The organism is Martinezella sp. CNPSo 3959, assembly GCF_057784355.1.
In genome coordinates this window covers 435,841-452,905 of the sequence record NZ_JBXSOV010000001.1, presented here as the reverse complement: position 1 = coordinate 452,905, position 17,065 = coordinate 435,841, and the positions used below count along the sequence as shown (strand labels likewise).

Here is a 17,065-nt window from a genome sequence, read left to right as displayed (position 1 = left end):
AGCCGAAAAGACGAATCGAGCGGGGCGGCGATATGCGTGAATTGGCCGCCCCATAACCGTAAGTATCTGGGAAGAAAGAAGAAAACAAAAGTAGAACGGAAATCATTTTATCTTTTTCTTTCAATTGCTTGTTGTGCTCTTGCGATAAGAGAACAAATAGAGTACAGAATTCTCATCGGCGGCGACATTGCTAGAGCGGCTTCAATAACCTAAAGGTGGATCGAATGTCTCAGAATTCTTTGCGGCTTGTAGAGGACAAATCGGTGGATAAAAGCAAGGCACTTGAAGCGGCACTCTCTCAAATTGAGCGGTCGTTCGGCAAGGGCTCGATCATGAAGCTCGGCTCCAACGAGAACGTGGTCGAAATCGAAACGGTTTCCACCGGCTCTCTGAGCCTCGATATCGCTCTCGGCATTGGCGGCTTGCCGAAGGGGCGCATCATCGAAATCTACGGGCCGGAAAGCTCGGGTAAGACGACGCTGGCCCTGCAGACCATTGCAGAGGCACAGAAAAAGGGTGGGATCTGCGCCTTCGTGGACGCAGAACATGCGCTTGATCCGGTCTATGCCCGCAAGCTCGGCGTCGACCTGCAGAACCTGTTGATCTCGCAGCCGGATACCGGCGAACAGGCGCTTGAAATCACCGATACACTGGTGCGCTCCGGCGCGATCGACGTCCTCGTCGTCGACTCCGTTGCGGCATTGACGCCGCGCGCCGAAATTGAAGGCGAAATGGGCGACAGCCTGCCGGGCCTGCAGGCCCGCCTGATGAGCCAGGCGCTGCGCAAGCTCACGGCTTCCATCTCGAAGTCCAACACCATGGTGATCTTCATCAACCAGATCCGCATGAAGATCGGCGTCATGTTCGGTTCGCCGGAAACGACGACGGGCGGTAACGCGCTGAAGTTCTACGCCTCGGTTCGCCTCGATATCCGCCGCATTGGCGCCGTTAAGGAGCGCGAAGAGGTGATCGGCAACCAGACGCGCGTCAAGGTCGTCAAAAACAAGATGGCGCCTCCCTTCAAGCAGGTCGAGTTCGACATCATGTATGGCGAAGGCGTTTCCAAGACCGGCGAACTGGTCGATCTCGGTGTCAAGGCCGGCATCGTTGAAAAGTCCGGCGCCTGGTTCTCCTATAACAGCCAGCGTCTCGGTCAGGGCCGCGAGAATGCGAAAATCTTCCTGCGCGACAATCCGGATCTCTCGCGCGAAATCGAATTGTCGCTGCGCCAGAATGCCGGCCTGATCGCCGATCGTTTCCTGCAGAATGGCGGCCCCGATGCCGATGATGGCGATGCCTCTGGCGAATAAAGGCTTCAGGAAGCAATTCCCGACCTAAGATCGAGACCCAAAAGTCGAAACCGGCCGTATTGTCCAAGGGATGTGCGGCCGGTTTTGTTCGTGCGGCTGGACAGCGCCGGGAGCGGACGATAAAAGCCACTGACTTTGATGCAAGTTGCTGAGCGCAGGACTGAAGGGCCCCATATGAGCGGTGTGAATGAAATCCGGTCGACCTTCCTCGACTATTTTAAGAAAAACGGCCACGAGATCGTGCCGTCGAGCCCGCTGGTGCCGCGCAACGATCCGACATTGATGTTCACCAATGCCGGCATGGTGCAGTTCAAGAACGTGTTCACCGGCCTGGAGCAGCGCCCCTATACGACGGCGTCTACCGCGCAGAAATGCGTGCGCGCCGGCGGCAAGCATAACGACCTCGACAATGTCGGCTATACCGCCCGTCATCACACTTTCTTCGAGATGCTCGGCAATTTCTCCTTTGGCGATTATTTCAAGGAGCGCGCCATCGAGCTTGCCTGGAACCTGATCACCAAGGAATTCGGCCTCGATGCCAAGCGCCTGCTGGTCACGGTCTATCACACCGACGACGACGCCTTTAACCTGTGGAAGAAGATTGCCGGTCTTTCCGACGACAAGATCATCCGCATCGCCACCAGCGACAATTTCTGGGCGATGGGCGATACCGGTCCTTGCGGTCCGTGTTCGGAAATCTTCTACGATCACGGCGATCACATCTGGGGTGGCCCTCCCGGGTCTCCGGAAGAAGACGGCGACCGCTTCATCGAGATCTGGAATCTCGTCTTCATGCAGTTCGAGCAGATCACCAAAGAGCAGCGCGTCGACCTGCCGCGTCCGTCGATCGACACCGGCATGGGTCTCGAGCGCGTTGCCGCCGTGCTGCAGGGCAAGCATGACAACTATGACATCGACCTGTTCCGCGCTCTGATCGAGGCTTCGGAGGAGGCAACGGGTGTGAAGGCCGAGGGCGAGCATCGTGCCAGCCATCGCGTCATCGCCGATCACCTGCGTTCCTCCGCCTTCCTGATTGCCGATGGCGTGCTGCCGTCGAATGAGGGCCGTGGCTACGTGCTTCGCCGCATCATGCGCCGCGCCATGCGCCACGCGCAGCTGCTCGGCGCCAAGGAGCCGTTGATGTGGAAGCTGCTGCCGGCGCTGATCCAGCAGATGGGCCGTGCCTATCCGGAGCTGGTGCGCGCCGAAGCGCTGACCTCCGAGACGCTGAAGCTCGAAGAAACCCGTTTCCGCAAAACGCTGGAACGCGGCCTCTCGCTGCTCAACGATGCCACTTCGGATCTGCATAAGGGCGACAGCCTGGACGGCGAGACCGCCTTCAAGCTCTACGACACATATGGCTTCCCGCTCGACCTGACGCAGGACGCGCTGCGCGCCCGCGGCATCGGCGTCGATATCTCAAGCTTTACCGATGCCATGGAGCGGCAGAAGGCCGAAGCGCGCTCGCATTGGACCGGCTCCGGCGACAAGGCGACCGAAACCATCTGGTTCGAGCTCAAGGAAAAGAACGGCGCGACCGAATTCCTGGGTTACGATACGGAATCTGCCGAAGGCGTCATCCAGGCGATCGTCAGGGATGGCGTTGCCGTTGACAGCGCCTCTGCCGGCGACAAGGTGCAGATCGTGGTCAACCAGACGCCCTTTTACGGCGAGTCCGGTGGCCAGATGGGTGATACCGGCGTGATCTCCAGCGACCAAGGCAAGCTCACCGTCAGCGATACGCAGAAGAAGGGCGAGGGTCTCTTCGTTCACAGCTCCGAAGTTTCGGAAGGCAAGATCAAGGTCGGCGATGCCGTCGTCCTGAGCGTCGATCACAACAGGCGCTCGCGCCTGCGCGCCAACCACTCTGCGACCCATCTGCTGCACGAGGCACTTCGTGAAGTGCTCGGCACCCATGTCGCGCAGAAGGGCTCGCTGGTCGCGCCCGAGCGCCTGCGTTTCGACGTCTCTCATCCGAAGCCGATGTCAGCTGAGGAGCTGAAGGTTGTCGAAGAGATGGCCAACGAGATCATCCTTCAGAACTCGCCTGTTACGACCCGCCTGATGAGCGTCGATGATGCCATCGCGGAAGGTGCGATGGCGCTGTTCGGTGAGAAGTATGGCGATGAAGTCCGCGTCGTGTCGATGGGGCAGGGCGTGCGCGGTGCAAAGTCCGGTAAGCCTTACTCGGTCGAGCTTTGCGGCGGTACGCATGTCTCCGCTACCGGCCAGATCGGTCTCGTGCGCATTCTCGGCGAAAGCGCCGTCGGTGCCGGCGTGCGCCGTATTGAAGCTGTGACCGGCGAATCCGCGCTTAGCTATCTTGCCGAGCAGGACGAGCGCGTAAAGAACCTCGCCTCGACGCTGAAGGTACAGCCGGCAGACGTGGTTTCGCGTGTCGAATCCTTGATGGATGAACGCCGCAAGCTGGAACGTGAATTGGCTGATGCCAAGCGCAAGCTTGCCATGGGCGGCAGCCAAGGCGGCTCCGCCGATGCAGTCCGTGAAGTCAACGGCGTCAAGTTCCTCGGCAAGCCGGTTTCCGGCGTCGACCCTAAGGATCTCAAGGGCATGGCGGATGAGGCTAAGGCAAACCTCGGCTCCGGTGTCGTGACGCTGATCGGCGTTTCCGAAGATGGCAAGGCAAGCGCCGTTGTCGCCGTCACGGAGGATCTGGTTGGCCGCTTCAGCGCCGTCGATCTCGTCCGCGTCGCTTCAGCTGCCCTCGGCGGCAAGGGTGGCGGCGGCCGTCCCGACATGGCGCAGGCCGGTGGCCCTGATGGCGCCAAGGCCGACGAGGCGATCGAGGCGATTGCTGCGGCGCTTGCTGGCTAAGACACTGGTTTCCGATTGATAATTAAAGATGGCGGATGCTTCGGTGTCCGCCATTTTTCTTTGTGCAGGCAACTCCGCAGGATTTGTCAAATCGGGTTATGCTCTTGTCGGGCCGATCGATTTGCAAGGGGTTTGACATGAGCGGTGGAACGGCGTGGACGCTTTACGAGACCCGGCTGCGGCGGGTTTCGGCCTATATCCATGAGCATCTGGACGATGAACTCGATATGGAAAAGCTCGCCGAAATCGCCTGCATGTCCAGCTATCACTGGCATCGGATCTATCGGGCGATCTATGGCGAGACGGCGGCGGCGACCGTCAAGCGGCTTCGGTTGCATCGTGCCGCCGGCGATCTCGTCAACACCCGTCTATCCGTCAGCGACATTGCAAAGCGGTCGGGCTATCCCAACCTCCAGTCGTTCAACCGTATCTTCAGATCTGTCTACGGCATGCCGCCGGCGCGATATCGGAATGAGGGAAGCCACACGATCTTCGAACCGAGTACCCAAGGAAGGATCACGGTCATGTTCGACGTTACGCTTCGCACTATTTCCCCGATGTCACTGATCGGTGTCGCCCATCGCGGCTCCTATATGCAGATCGGCCAAGCTTTCGAAACACTTTTCGGTACCATCTTCGCCCGCGGCCTCGCCGGGCCGGATATGCGCATGATCGGTGTCTATCTCGATGATCCGGATGTGGTGGAAGCGGACAAACTGCGCTCGTATGCCTGCGTCACCGCTGGCGAGGCCGTCGTTGCCAATGCTCCGCTGGAGCGGCGTTCGCTCGATGGCGGCGACTATGCCGTGCTGCGCCACAAAGGCCCTTATGCAAACATGCATAAGGCCTATCACTGGCTTTATGCGCAGTGGCTGCCGGCTTCCGGTCGGCAATTGCGCGATACCGTCATGTTCGAGGAATATATCAACAATCCGCGCGACGTGCCGCCGACGGAGCTTTTGACCGATATCTATATGCCGCTGCAATAGCGGCATATAGGTGCGCTCGAAGATTTCTTTTTAATGCCTTGTATTGTCAGGCATTTGCTGGCTTCGGCATGGCTGCATTGTCGATCTCGTTGCCGCGGCGGTAAGCATCGCGGTCGCTGACCCGGGCCCAATAATCGACGAAGGCCTGGCGCTTCTCGATCGTGCCGAAATTGAGACCCCAGCCGATATGCGAACCGACATAGACGTCGGCGGCCGTGAAGCGGTCGCCGGCGATGAATGGCGAGCTTGAGACTGCATATTCGATCGTATCGAGCACGCCCTGGATGCTACCGCAGCCGGCCATGCGCTGACGTTCCGGTGGAATTTCGAAGCCAAGCGCGCGGATGGTAACTGCGGCTTCCAACGGGCCTGCGGCAAAGAACATCCAACGGAAATAGCGACCGCGCTCGGCCGCTGTCGGGGCGAGACCAGCCTGCGGGAAGGTTTCGGCCAGATAGGCGCAGATGGCGGCACCCTCGGTGACGACGGTATCCCCATGCTTGATCGCCGGCACCTTGCCCATGGGGTTGACCGCAAGATATTCCGGCGATTTCATCGTCGTGCCGTAGTCGAGATATTCGGTGCGGTAGGGCTGGCCGGTCTCCTCCAGCATCCAGCGGGCGATGCGTCCGCGCGACATCGGGTTGGTATAGAAAACAAGTTCTTCAGCCATCTGCCTCTCCCTTTTGTTGCGCGCATTTTTGCCATTGGTTCGCCCCGGCGGCAAGATTTCGCGTAAAAGAAAACCCGGCGCTAAGGCCGGGCTTTCGGATGTTCAGATAGCGGCAAGGCTTAGGCAGCCATGGCCTTCTTGAGGTTCTCGTCGATCTTGTCGAGGAAGGCGGTGGTCGAGAGCCACGGCTGATCGGGGCCGATCAGCAGCGCCAGATCCTTGGTCATGTAGCCGGCTTCGACGGTATCGACGCAGACCTTTTCCAGCGTGGAAGCGAACTTTGCGAGTTCTGCATTGTCGTCGAGCTTGGCACGATGGGCGAGACCACGGGTCCAGGCGAAGATCGAAGCGATCGAGTTCGTCGAGGTTTCCTGGCCCTTCTGGTGCTGACGGTAGTGACGGGTCACCGTGCCGTGTGCGGCTTCGGCTTCCACCGTCTTGCCGTCCGGCGTAAGCAGAACCGAGGTCATCAGGCCGAGCGAGCCGAAGCCCTGGGCAACGGTATCGGACTGAACGTCGCCGTCGTAGTTCTTGCAGGCCCAGACGTAGCCGCCGGACCACTTGAGGGCCGAGGCGACCATGTCGTCGATCAGGCGGTGCTCGTAGGTGATGCCGGCTTCGTCGAACTGAGCCTTGAACTCGTTCAGGTAGACTTCTTCGAAGATGTCCTTGAAGCGGCCGTCATAGGCCTTGAGGATGGTGTTCTTTGTGGAGAGGTAGACCGGCCACTTGCGCATCAGGCCGTACATCATCGAGGCGCGGGCGAATTCGCGGATCGACTCGTCGAGATTGTACATGGCCATGGCAACGCCGGCGCCCGGAGCGTTGAAGACTTCCTTCTCGATGACTTCGCCATCTTCGCCGACGAACTTGATGGTCAGCTTGCCCTTGCCGGGGAATTTGAAGTCGGTCGCGCGATACTGGTCGCCGAAGGCGTGACGGCCGACGACGATCGGCTTGGTCCAGCCGGGAACCAGGCGCGGAACGTTCTTGCAAATGATCGGCTCGCGGAAGATGACGCCGCCGAGGATGTTGCGGATGGTGCCGTTCGGGCTCTTCCACATCTGCTTCAGGTTGAATTCCTTGACGCGATCTTCATCCGGCGTGATCGTCGCGCACTTGATGCCGACGCCATGCTTCTTGATGGCGTTGGCGGCGTCGATCGTGACCTGGTCGTTGGTCGCGTCGCGGTTTTCGACCGAGAGGTCGTAGTAGTCGATATCGATGTCGAGGTAGGGGTAGATCAGTTTATCTTTGATAAACTGCCAGATGATGCGAGTCATTTCATCGCCATCGAGATCGGCAACGGGATTTGCGACCTTGATCTTCTTCATACTTCTGCCTCGTTTAAGCTAATGGGACCGGATGGTCCTGTGGGTAATGTGAAGTCCCGAGGGCTATAGCACCGCAAGCGCGGAACGCAAAGCCGATAGAGCCTTCTGCGTCGCGTTTTTGATCATTCGTGACATCCCGCGCAATTTGCGATCCGGCCATTGCCAAAGCGGTCGATGGGTCTAATGTCGCGCATGTTTTGCCTGTTGCAACGGAATCATATCATGCAGAAATTTGCCGCCTCCGCGATTGCCTTTACGCTTTTCCAGTTTTCGTTTGGTGCGCATATGGCGCTTGCTGCCGATGCGACGACGCCGGTCAAGGCCATCATGGATGCGACCGTCTCGAACTGGGCGGGCGGCGACAGTGACTGGCAGGATATTTTCGGCGAGGACAAGCTCAACGAAATCTACAGCAAGGATTTTGGAGCGAAATACCAGGCGGCGGCGCAATTTCCCGCCGCCGACGAGGATGGTATCTCGCCTTTCGACTACGATGTCATCGTCAATGCGCAGGACGCGTGTCCGCTGGAGGATGTGAAGATTGCAGCCCAGCCGCCGAAGAACAATGTGACGGAGGTGCTGGCGACCTTCAAGAAATTAACCTGCATGGGCTCCGACGCCGATTATCAGAAGGTGACGACGGTTCGTTTCGAGGTCATCGAGGAGGGTGGACGGCCCGTGGTGGATGATATCGTCACCAACGACGACAACGGCAATCCGAGCTCGCTCAAGAGCGTGATGGTGGATCTCGTCAAACAGCAACAGCAGCAACCTTCCGATCAGCAGAAGTCGGCCAATCCGCAATAATCGGGAGGGCTCGTAGCGGCGCTGACACTCAAAAACCTTGCCGAGTGGCTGGTGTGACGTTATTGCGACCGTGATTTGCGCGATTGAGTTCGCGCGCGGAGATTTAGGCATCATGGCAGGCACGAACAGCGAGCGTCAACTTCTGGCCGAAGGACCGGCCATCATTCTGGTCGAGCCGCAAATGGGCGAGAATATCGGCATGGTGGCGCGCGCCATGGCGAATTTCGGCCTTGCCGAGTTGCGTCTCGTCAACCCTCGAGATGGCTGGCCGAACGAGAGGGCGCAGGCGACAGCCTCGAAGGCAGATCACATCATCGAGGCGACGAAGGTCTATGAAACGCTGGAACAAGCGATCGCTGATCTCAACTTCATCTATGCGACGACCGCGCGCGAGCGGGATGGCTATAAGCCGGTGCGTTCGCCTGTCGTTGCGGCGGAGACCCTTCGCGCAAAGTTCAAGGCAGGTGAGGGCACCGGCATTCTCTTCGGGCGCGAGCGCTGGGGCCTGACGAATGAGGAAGTGGCGCTTGCCGATGAGATTGTGACCTTCCCGGTCAATCCCGCCTTCGCTTCTTTGAACATCGCGCAGGCCGTGCTCCTGATGTCCTATGAGTGGATGAAGTCAGGCATGGAGGATCTGGGCGATGTGCCGTTTCAGGCGATCGAGCAGCGGCCTTCGACCAAGGAGCAGCTTTTCGGCCTGTTCGATCAGCTCGAAGAGGCGCTGGATGCGCGCAATTATTTCCATCCTGCCGGGAAAAAGCCGAAAATGGTCGACAATCTTCGGGCCGTCCTCTCGCGCCGGGCGTTCACCGAACAGGAAATCAGCGTCTTGCGCGGGGTGATCTCGTCTCTTGACCGCTTCTCGCGGAAGTCTCCGCGCGGTAGCGGCTCGCATCCCAGATCCTCGAAAGCACCGAAGGAAGCCCCAAGCGATGACAGCAACGGCGAATGAGCTGAAACCGGTCCTCGTCTTCGATTCAGGGATCGGTGGTTTGACGGTGCTGCGCGAGGCGCGCGTGCTGATGCCCGAGCGCGGTTTCATCTACATCGCCGATGATGCTGGATTTCCCTATGGCAGCTGGGAGGAGCAGGCACTGAGGGAGCGCATCGTCGATCTCTTCGCAAAGCTGCTCGTGCAATATGATCCGGAAGTCTGCATCATCGCCTGCAATACGGCGTTCACGCTGGCCGGCGCCGCTCTTCGTGCCGCCTTTCCGCAAATGACGTTCGTGGGCACGGTACCCGCGATCAAGCCGGCCGCCGAGCGAACCCGCTCCGGCCTTGTATCGGTGCTCGCGACACCGGGCACCGTCAAGCGCGCCTATACGCGCGACCTGATCCAGTCTTTTGCCACGCAGTGCCATGTGCGGCTCGTCGGATCGCAGGACCTGGCACGCCTGGCGGAAGCCTATATTCGCGGCGATGTCGTCAGCGATGAGGCGGTCATGACCGAGATCGAGCAGTGCTTCGTCGAGATGGATGGCCGCAAGACCGATATCGTCGTACTCGCCTGCACGCATTATCCTTTCATGGCCAATATCTTCCGCAGGCTCGCACCATGGCCGGTCGACTGGCTCGATCCGGCTGAAGCGATCGCAAGGCGTGCCCGCAGTCTTGTGCCGCAGGTGGCCGATGCCGTCCATCCCGATGATTTTGATTTTGCGGTGTTTACCTCCGGTGCGCCAGATTTTCCCACCCGCCGGCTGATGCAGGGTTTTGGACTCAAGGCTTGATGATGAAAGACAAAGTTTCGCTGCGCAAACTCGAGCTCGTGGATATGCCGGCCGCTGCAGCCGTTCATCGTGCGTCCTTCAACGAGCGGCTGCCGACGCTTGCGGGGCTTCATACGCCGGAAGAGGATGTCGGTTTCTGGAGCGCTGTGGTCTTCAAAGACTGCCAGGTCTGGGGGGCGGAAGAGGGCGGTCGCTTGGTCGGCGTCATTGCCTTCCTCGAGGATTGGATCGACCAGCTCTACGTTCTGCCCGAGGCACAGGGGCGTGGCATTGGCAGCCGCCTGCTCGATGTCGCTAAGTCGACCTACCCGGCGCTGTCGCTCTGGACATTCCAGAGAAACGAGCCGGCGCGCCGCTTTTACGAGAAGCACGGCTTCTTCGTGGTTGACGAGTCTGACGGAGCAGGCAATGAGGAAAAGGAGCCGGATGTGCTTTACAAATGGGAAGCGCGCTTGCACCGGCTGTAATGCAGGATTTGACTGAGCGGCGGGATATTGGGGGGTATGTCATTGATGTCTTTTGAGAATGCCGAGGTCAGCCATGCGTCTGCGTGAGTGCCACAATTTCCATGATTTTCGTCTTCTTGCGAAAAAGCGTCTTCCCGGCCCGATCTTCAACTATATCGACGGCGCAGCCGACGACGAGGTGACGCTGCGGCGAAATACAACCAGCTTTGAAAGCTGCGATCTCGTGCCCAACGTTCTGCGTGGGGTCAGCGAGATCGACATGTCTGTCACCGTTATGGGACAAAAGCTCGCCACGCCCTTCTATTGCTCGCCGACGGCGTTGCAGCGTCTCTTCCATCATCAGGGCGAGAACGCGGTGGCTGCTGCGGCCTCCTCGCTCGGCACGATGTTTGGTGTTTCTTCGCTCGGTACTGTCAGCCTTGAGGAAATTCGCAAGAAGCATTCCGGGCCGCAGGTCTACCAGTTCTATTTCCACAAAGACCGTGGCCTGAACCGTGCGATGATGGAGCGGGCAAAGGAAGCCGGTGTCAATGTGATGATGCTGACGGTGGACAGCATTACCGGCGGCAATCGTGAGCGTGATCTTCGCACAGGGTTTTCCATTCCGTTCAAGCTCAATCTGGCTGGGATCACCCAGTTCGCCATCAAGCCCGCTTGGGCGCTGAACTATGTCACGCATGAGAAATTCCGCCTGCCGCAACTCGACGAGCATGTGGACATGAGCGGCGGCGCGATGTCGATCGGCAAGTATTTCACGGAAATGCTCGATCCATCGATGAACTGGAACGACGTTGCCGAGATGGTGAAGCACTGGAACGGGCAGTTCTGCCTGAAGGGCATCATGTCGGTCGAGGATGCCAAGCGTGCTGTCGACATCGGATGCACCGGCATAGTGCTCTCAAACCATGGCGGTCGGCAGCTGGACGGCTCACGCTCGGCATTCGATCAGCTAGCCGAGATCGTCGATGCCGTCGGCCATCGCATCGATGTGATGATGGACGGCGGCATCCAGCGCGGCACACATGTGCTGAAGGCTCTGTCACTCGGCGCCAAGGCTGTTGGCCTCGGCCGTTTCTATCTCTATCCGCTCGCGGCTGCCGGTCAGGCTGGTGTGGAGCGGGCGCTCAGGCATCTGCGCACGGAAGTCGAGCGCGACATGAAGCTGATGGGCTGCACGTCGGTCAGTGAGCTGTCGCGCGCCAATCTGCGCTTCAGATAGGTTTCATAATCGCCTGTGGGTTTTTTCAATCCACGGGCGCGAAGCTTGGAAATCTTTGCTAGACGAGGGCGCGTCCTTTCAGAAAGATGGGGCGCATTCACATTTGATTCTTGCTCATAGGGGAAGTGCATTGCAGGTCGGCATCGACATGGGAACGGCGTCCGGCGGGACCAGCGCCCAGCTCGATATCGAGGAGCTGCTGGCGACCCGTCTCCTGGTGCAGGGCAATTCCGGTTCCGGAAAATCGCATCTGCTGCGACGGCTGCTGGAGCAGTCGGCGCAGTGGGTGCAGCAGGTTATCATCGATCCCGAAGGGGATTTCGTTACGCTGGCGGACAAGTTCGGGCATGTGGTCGTCGATGGCGAGCGTACGGAAGCAGAACTTGCCGGCATCGCCAACCGCATCCGCCAGCATCGCGTTTCCTGCGTGCTGACGCTCGAAGGGCTTGATATCGAGCAGCAGATGCGTGCTGCCGCCGCCTTCCTCAACGGCATGTTCGATGCCGATCGCGAATTCTGGTATCCGGTTCTCGTCGTGGTCGACGAAGCGCAGATGTTCGCGCCCTCGGTCGGTGGTGATGTCTCCGAAGATGCGCGCAAGATGTCGCTCGGCGCCATGACCAATCTGATGTGCCGCGGCCGAAAGCGCGGTCTTGCCGGCGTCATCGCCACGCAGCGTCTCGCGAAGCTCGCCAAGAACGTTGCGGCGGAAGCTTCCAATTTTCTGATGGGCCGCACCTTCCTCGATATCGACATGGCGCGTGCCGCCGATCTTCTCGGCATGGATCGCCGGCAGGCGGAAATGTTCCGCGACCTCAAGCGTGGCAATTTCGTCGCGCTCGGGCCGGCACTTTCGCGTCGCCCGTTGCCGATCGCCATCGGCGCAGTGGAGACCTCGGCGCGCTCTTCCAGCCCGAAGCTGATGCCGCTGCCGGATGCGCCGCAGGATGTCGAGGATCTGATCTTCACGCCAGACCCGGAAGAGTTTGCGAGGCCCGTTGTCCGCCGCACCACGCCAGCGCCGCGGCCGACGACCGATATTCTGGCAGAGCTTTCCCGCTCCGTGCCGGCGGCAAGCCAGGCGCCTTCCGAGCCAAAGGTCAGCCAGCCGGAATTATCCAGCGAGGATCGCGAGGCGAGGGTGAGCGCCGTGCTTTCCGAAATCCTCGACGACCCGGCCTCGGGCTTCCGCACGGATTCGGTGCTCTATCAGGAGTTTCTCGTTCGTTTGCGCATGCGCCGGGTTCCCGGTGCGCCCATGAGCCTCTCGGAATTCCGTCGCCGCGTGGCGATTGCTCGCTCCGGCGCCGACGAAGAAGTCATGGCAACGGATCAATGGGCAACGGCGCTTTCGCTGTCTACCAGCGTCACCGATGACCTGCAGGGCGTCTTTTTAATGTTGGCCAAGGCCGCCATCAGCGGAGAGCCGTGCCCGTCCGACGCCCGCATCGCCCGTGCCTACGGCACACATTCGGCGAGACGCGCGCGGCGACTGCTGAGCTATTTCGAAGAGCAGGGCAGCGTCGTCGTTCACACGGATTTCTCCGGCAAGCGGATCGTCGCTTTCCCGGATATGGGCTCACAGACCGCGCCCGGCGATGCCAATGCGCCCGATCTGGAGGGTGGCGAGCAGGCGGCGGCCGAATAGCCTGAGATATGGGCACTCTTGATCCGTATCCGGGATACGCTTATATTCATCGTTGCAGGAGATGAATTCATGGCCGTGCGTGACAGGATCCAGCGATATAGGGAAAGTGGTGGAGCGTCCGACCTAGTGAGGGTGGAGGTTCTAGTTCCCGCAGCGTGCCGCAATGATATCCTGTCGCAAGCGGCGGAAATGCGCGCAGAACATCGACAAAGGAAAGAGCGTCTTCGAGAGAATGTCGAAGAAGCGCTTGACCGCTACGGCACCCGTCTTCTTGACAATATCGATCTGGATCGCCTGCCTGATTTGGCACAGAAGGCAAGGGTGATAGCCAGCGCCTTGATGGAGCGCGGCGATGCACGCGCCTTTGCAATGGGGCGTCGTATGCTTGACGAGGTTGGGCGATAGGCGATGGCGCTGACCAAACTGCAAAAAGAGATTATGGCGTCCATTGCGAAAAATCGCTCGGAAACCAGCTATGTCGCAGGTGGGCTTGTCCTTAATATGAATTGGCCTCGTCTGTCCGACGATATCGATATCTTCCAAGATACCGACGAGGAAATCGGTCCTGTCGCCGAGCGGGACATGGAAACGCTCAAAAGTGACGGTTTCCGTGTTTATGTCGAGGTAAATGTCTATGGCTGTGTCGAGGCGGAAGTCTCCAAGGCGCGGGAGAATACGCTCATTCAATGGATGAGCGAATCTCGAACCCGGTTTTTCCCGCTTATTCGAGACAAGGAGTGGGGTGCAAGGCTTCATCCAGCGGATCTTGCCGTGAATAAGGTTCTCGCGGCATCAACCCGGACAAAGCCTCGGGACTTCGTCGATTTGTTAATGATCGACGAAAGGTTGTCTCCGCTTGGTGCGGTTGTCGTCGCAGCCTCGGGAAAGCCACCGCATTATTCTCCAATCAGGATAATTGATGAAATTCGGCGAAGAGGGCTATCGGTTTCGACCGAGGATTATGATTCCGTGAGAGGTCTTCCCCTCGATCTTACGGCCAGCGTCATTCGCGACAGGCTTGTGGAGGTGCTGAATGGAGCGGAGCGCTATATTCGATCGGTGCCATCGGATATAGTCGGTCTGCTTGCAGTCAATCCCAGCGGCATCCCAATTCAGATATCGGCTTTGACCGACGATGGCGTTCAGTTTCGAAAGGCGACATCCGAGCCGGACCTAATGCCGTCGTTACCAGATGTGCCCGAGGACTGGCGCGGCCTCGGGCGTGCGGAATGAAACTGCGCGCTTCTCGCCGATCCTGCTGTTGACAATTCCATGACAACCCCTTACAGACCGCGCCAACGCCGGGCAGAAATGTCCGGTGTTTCATTTGACATGTCCCGTGGCTTCGTCCGTTCGCTAACGTGAGAAGCCTGTCAGAGCTCGAAAACGGAGTTCAGAGGAGGGCGTGTTTCCTTCGCGGTTCGGCAACGGGCCGCCATAACACTTGAAAGGAAATGCGATGAGCAAGCGCGAATCGTCCAAGTACAAAATTGACCGCCGCATGGGCGAGAACATCTGGGGCCGTCCGAAGTCGCCGGTTAACCGTCGCGAATACGGCCCGGGCCAGCACGGCCAGCGCCGCAAGGGCAAGCTTTCGGACTTCGGTGTGCAACTGCGCGCCAAGCAGAAGCTGAAGGGCTACTACGGCGACCTGCGCGAGAAGCAGTTCCGCGCGATCTTCGCTGAAGCTGACCGTCGCAAGGGCGACACCTCGGAAAACCTGATCGGCCTGCTCGAATCGCGCCTCGACGCGATCGTCTACCGCGCCAAGTTCGTTCCGACCGTTTTCGCAGCCCGTCAGTTCGTCAACCACGGCCACGTCACCGTTAACGGCGTTCGCGTCAACATCGGTTCGTACCGCTGCAAGGCTGGCGACGTTATCGAAGTTCGCGAAAAGTCCAAGCAGCTCGTAACCGTTCTGGAATCGGTTGCTCTCGCTGAGCGCGACGTTCCGGACTACATCGAAGTCGATCACAACAAGATGGTTGCGACCTTCGCTCGTGTTCCGGCTCTCGGCGACGTACCGTACGCCGTCGTCATGGAACCGCATCTGGTCGTCGAATTCTATTCGCGTTAATAAGCGGATAACTTTCTTGATGAATGAAAAGCCGCTCGGTTCGAGCGGCTTTTTTGTCTTTGGAGCGCCTCATGACGGATTTGCAGGCTATTCTCGACGGCATTCACAACGAGCTTTCGCCGCGCATCGGCGAGGGCAGGGTTGCCGATTACATTCCGGAGCTGGCAAAGATCGATCCGAAGCAGTTCGGAATGGCAATCGCGACTGTCGATGGCAAAGTCTATAGCATCGGTGATGCCGGCGTTCCGTTCTCCATCCAAAGTATCTCCAAGGTCTTCATGCTGACCTTGGCGCTCGGCAAGGTCGGCGAGAGCCTGTGGAATCGTGTTGGGCGCGAACCATCCGGCACGGCTTTCAACTCCATCGTCCAGCTGGAGCGGGAAGAGGGGATTCCGCGCAATCCCTTCGTCAATGCAGGTGCCATCGCCGTCAGTGACGTCGTACTCGCTGGACACGAGCCGCGCGAGGCGATCGGTGAGCTGCTGCGCTTCGTCCGTTATGTGGCCGACGACGAGACGATCAGCATCGATGACAGGGTAGCGCGTTCGGAGACGCAGACGGGCTTTCGCAATTTCGCGCTCGCCAATTTCATGCGCGCTTATGGCAATATCCACCATCCGGTCGAGCATGTGCTCGGTGTCTATTTCCATCAATGTGCGCTTTCCATGAGCTGTCGGCAGCTTGCCAAGGCGGGGCTCTATCTCGCTGCGCGCGGCAGCAATCCGATCACCGGGCACTCCGTCGTCTCGCCGAAGCGGGCGCGGCGCATCAATGCGCTGATGCTGACCTGCGGGCATTATGATGGCTCAGGGGATTTCGCCTATCACGTCGGCCTGCCGGGCAAGAGCGGCGTCGGCGGCGGCATCCTGGCCGTAGCGCCCGGCATTGGCTCGATCGCAGTCTGGTCGCCGGGCCTGAACAAGGTCGGCAATTCTCAGCTGGGTGCCGTGGCATTGGAAATGCTGGCGGCCCGCACCGGCTGGTCCGTATTCGGCGATTGATACCCATGTCTTCTCGTCCCGCTTTCTGCTATCAGCGTGGCGAGATCCAAGGAATGACGGAATGAATATCGCGACCACGGTGAAAGACGACATCGATATCGAGGCTGAAGATGGCGGCTCTGCCGCGCATCCGATGTTTTCCGATGCGCCGCGCTCCGTCTCTTTCAACAAGCTGCGCAAGCGCCTGTTGCGGCAGGTCCGCCAGGCTATGGAAGACTTCCAGATGCTGAAGGGCCAGAAGCGTTGGCTGGTTGGCCTTTCCGGAGGCAAGGATTCCTATGGTCTGCTGGCGCTCCTGCTTGACCTGAAATGGCGCGGTTTGCTGCCGGTGGAAATCATCGCCTGCAATCTCGATCAGGGCCAGCCGAATTTCCCGAAGCATATTCTGCCCGAATATCTCACCAAGATCGGCGTTGAGCATCGCATCGAGTATCGCGACACCTATTCGATCGTGAAGGAGAAGCTGCCGGAGGGGGCAACCTATTGCTCGCTCTGTTCGCGCCTGCGCCGCGGCAACCTCTACCGCATCGCCCGCGAGGAGGGCTGCGATGCGCTGGTGCTCGGTCATCATCGCGAGGATATTCTCGAAACCTTTTTCATGAACTTCTTCCATGGCGGCCGGCTGGCCTCCATGCCGGCGAAGTTGCTCAATGACGAAGGCGACTTGATGCTGCTTCGTCCGCTCGCCTATGCCGCCGAGGACGATCTTGCCAAATTTGCTGCGGCCATGCAGTTTCCGATCATCCCGTGCGATCTCTGCGGCTCGCAGGATGGGCTGCAGCGTAATGCCATGAAGGACATGCTCGCCGATATCGAGCGGCGCATGCCGGGGCGCAAGGATACGATGCTTCGCGCTCTGGCGCATGTGAATCCGTCACACCTGCTCGACCCGAAACTGTTCGATTTCGCTGGGTTGATGACACAGGGGCCTTCCAGCGATCCAACGTAAATTCAGCGCTTTTGCCACAC

Annotated in this window: 16 protein-coding genes; 14 read left to right on the top strand and 2 right to left on the bottom strand. The window is 59.3% G+C overall.

What is annotated here, in order from left to right; translation table 11 throughout:
- Positions 1-224: 224 nt before the first annotated feature.
- From recA to AC13RE_RS02340, 3 genes are all read left to right on the top strand, one after another.
- Complete coding sequence (gene recA / locus AC13RE_RS02350) at positions 225-1,310, top strand: recombinase RecA (protein WP_015340070.1); 1,086 nt, start codon at positions 225-227, stop codon at positions 1,308-1,310.
- 174 nt (positions 1,311-1,484) lie between these two features.
- Positions 1,485-4,145, top strand: a complete 2,661-nt coding sequence (alaS, locus tag AC13RE_RS02345) for an alanine--tRNA ligase (protein ID WP_488561812.1) — start codon at positions 1,485-1,487, stop codon at positions 4,143-4,145.
- 137 nt (positions 4,146-4,282) lie between these two features.
- A complete protein-coding gene (locus AC13RE_RS02340) occupies positions 4,283-5,134 on the top strand; it encodes an AraC family transcriptional regulator (protein WP_488561811.1) in 852 nt (283 codons plus the stop codon).
- Between the two features lie 46 nt (positions 5,135-5,180).
- On the opposite strand, the gene AC13RE_RS02335 is transcribed toward AC13RE_RS02340, so the two are convergent.
- Both AC13RE_RS02335 and AC13RE_RS02330 read right to left on the bottom strand, forming a co-directional pair.
- Positions 5,181-5,807: a glutathione S-transferase family protein gene (locus AC13RE_RS02335; protein ID WP_132716785.1), complete on the bottom strand. Its 627-nt coding sequence runs from the start codon at positions 5,805-5,807 to the stop codon at positions 5,181-5,183.
- Positions 5,808-5,926: 119 nt separating this feature from the next.
- Positions 5,927-7,141, bottom strand: coding sequence for an NADP-dependent isocitrate dehydrogenase (locus tag AC13RE_RS02330; protein WP_488561810.1), 1,215 nt, complete (start codon positions 7,139-7,141; stop codon positions 5,927-5,929).
- 222 nt (positions 7,142-7,363) lie between these two features.
- On the opposite strand from AC13RE_RS02330, the gene AC13RE_RS02325 reads away from it, so the two are divergent.
- From AC13RE_RS02325 to ttcA, 11 genes are all read left to right on the top strand, one after another.
- Positions 7,364-7,948 (top strand): hypothetical protein, encoded by a 585-nt coding sequence (locus AC13RE_RS02325; RefSeq protein ID WP_488561809.1) that lies wholly within the window; start codon positions 7,364-7,366, stop codon positions 7,946-7,948.
- Positions 7,949-8,060: 112 nt separating this feature from the next.
- The gene (locus AC13RE_RS02320) at positions 8,061-8,903 is read left to right on the top strand and encodes an RNA methyltransferase (RefSeq protein ID WP_488561808.1); all 843 of its coding nucleotides are present in this window, start codon (positions 8,061-8,063) and stop codon (positions 8,901-8,903) included.
- Complete coding sequence (gene murI, locus AC13RE_RS02315) at positions 8,884-9,684, top strand: glutamate racemase (RefSeq protein ID WP_488561807.1); 801 nt, start codon at positions 8,884-8,886, stop codon at positions 9,682-9,684. Before AC13RE_RS02320 ends, murI begins: the two co-directional genes overlap by 20 nt.
- Before the next feature lie 2 nt (positions 9,685-9,686).
- Positions 9,687-10,151: a GNAT family N-acetyltransferase gene (locus AC13RE_RS02310; protein WP_488483346.1), complete on the top strand. Its 465-nt coding sequence runs from the start codon at positions 9,687-9,689 to the stop codon at positions 10,149-10,151.
- Between the two features lie 73 nt (positions 10,152-10,224).
- Positions 10,225-11,370 carry an alpha-hydroxy acid oxidase gene (locus tag AC13RE_RS02305; protein WP_132716781.1) on the top strand — a complete coding sequence of 382 codons (1,146 nt, stop codon included), beginning with the start codon at positions 10,225-10,227 and terminating at the stop codon, positions 11,368-11,370.
- Positions 11,371-11,500: 130 nt separating this feature from the next.
- Positions 11,501-13,018 carry a helicase HerA domain-containing protein gene (locus AC13RE_RS02300; RefSeq protein ID WP_488561806.1) on the top strand — a complete coding sequence of 506 codons (1,518 nt, stop codon included), beginning with the start codon at positions 11,501-11,503 and terminating at the stop codon, positions 13,016-13,018.
- 69 nt (positions 13,019-13,087) lie between these two features.
- Positions 13,088-13,423 carry a hypothetical protein gene (locus tag AC13RE_RS02295; protein WP_132716779.1) on the top strand — a complete coding sequence of 112 codons (336 nt, stop codon included), beginning with the start codon at positions 13,088-13,090 and terminating at the stop codon, positions 13,421-13,423.
- A gap of 3 nt (positions 13,424-13,426) precedes the next feature.
- Positions 13,427-14,251, top strand: a complete 825-nt coding sequence (locus tag AC13RE_RS02290; protein ID WP_488561805.1) for a nucleotidyl transferase AbiEii/AbiGii toxin family protein — start codon at positions 13,427-13,429, stop codon at positions 14,249-14,251.
- A gap of 226 nt (positions 14,252-14,477) precedes the next feature.
- On the top strand, positions 14,478-15,095 hold the full coding sequence (gene rpsD, locus AC13RE_RS02285; RefSeq protein ID WP_015340058.1) for a 30S ribosomal protein S4: 618 nt from the start codon (positions 14,478-14,480) through the stop codon (positions 15,093-15,095).
- Between the two features lie 71 nt (positions 15,096-15,166).
- Positions 15,167-16,096, top strand: coding sequence for a glutaminase (locus AC13RE_RS02280; protein ID WP_488561804.1), 930 nt, complete (start codon positions 15,167-15,169; stop codon positions 16,094-16,096).
- Between the two features lie 61 nt (positions 16,097-16,157).
- Positions 16,158-17,045 carry a tRNA 2-thiocytidine(32) synthetase TtcA gene (gene ttcA, locus AC13RE_RS02275; RefSeq protein WP_488561803.1) on the top strand — a complete coding sequence of 296 codons (888 nt, stop codon included), beginning with the start codon at positions 16,158-16,160 and terminating at the stop codon, positions 17,043-17,045.
- The last annotated feature ends 20 nt before the right edge of the window (positions 17,046-17,065 follow it).

Excerpts from the sequence above, each read along its gene's own strand:
- AC13RE_RS02280 (WP_488561804.1), top strand. The coding sequence starts at position 15,167 with ATGACGGATTTGCAGGCTATTCTCGACGGCATTCACAACGAGCTTTCG.
- rpsD (WP_015340058.1), top strand. The coding sequence starts at position 14,478 with ATGAGCAAGCGCGAATCGTCCAAGTACAAAATTGACCGCCGCATGGGC.
- recA (WP_015340070.1), top strand. The coding sequence starts at position 225 with ATGTCTCAGAATTCTTTGCGGCTTGTAGAGGACAAATCGGTGGATAAA.
- AC13RE_RS02320 (WP_488561808.1), top strand. The coding sequence starts at position 8,061 with ATGGCAGGCACGAACAGCGAGCGTCAACTTCTGGCCGAAGGACCGGCC.
- AC13RE_RS02305 (WP_132716781.1), top strand. The coding sequence starts at position 10,225 with ATGCGTCTGCGTGAGTGCCACAATTTCCATGATTTTCGTCTTCTTGCG.
- murI (WP_488561807.1), top strand. The coding sequence starts at position 8,884 with ATGACAGCAACGGCGAATGAGCTGAAACCGGTCCTCGTCTTCGATTCA.
- AC13RE_RS02310 (WP_488483346.1), top strand. The coding sequence starts at position 9,687 with ATGAAAGACAAAGTTTCGCTGCGCAAACTCGAGCTCGTGGATATGCCG.
- AC13RE_RS02330 (WP_488561810.1), bottom strand. The coding sequence starts at position 7,141 with ATGAAGAAGATCAAGGTCGCAAATCCCGTTGCCGATCTCGATGGCGAT.
- AC13RE_RS02290 (WP_488561805.1), top strand. The coding sequence starts at position 13,427 with ATGGCGCTGACCAAACTGCAAAAAGAGATTATGGCGTCCATTGCGAAA.
- AC13RE_RS02340 (WP_488561811.1), top strand. The coding sequence starts at position 4,283 with ATGAGCGGTGGAACGGCGTGGACGCTTTACGAGACCCGGCTGCGGCGG.
- ttcA (WP_488561803.1), top strand. The coding sequence starts at position 16,158 with ATGAATATCGCGACCACGGTGAAAGACGACATCGATATCGAGGCTGAA.
- AC13RE_RS02295 (WP_132716779.1), top strand. The coding sequence starts at position 13,088 with ATGGCCGTGCGTGACAGGATCCAGCGATATAGGGAAAGTGGTGGAGCG.
- alaS (WP_488561812.1), top strand. The coding sequence starts at position 1,485 with ATGAGCGGTGTGAATGAAATCCGGTCGACCTTCCTCGACTATTTTAAG.
- AC13RE_RS02335 (WP_132716785.1), bottom strand. The coding sequence starts at position 5,807 with ATGGCTGAAGAACTTGTTTTCTATACCAACCCGATGTCGCGCGGACGC.
- AC13RE_RS02325 (WP_488561809.1), top strand. The coding sequence starts at position 7,364 with ATGCAGAAATTTGCCGCCTCCGCGATTGCCTTTACGCTTTTCCAGTTT.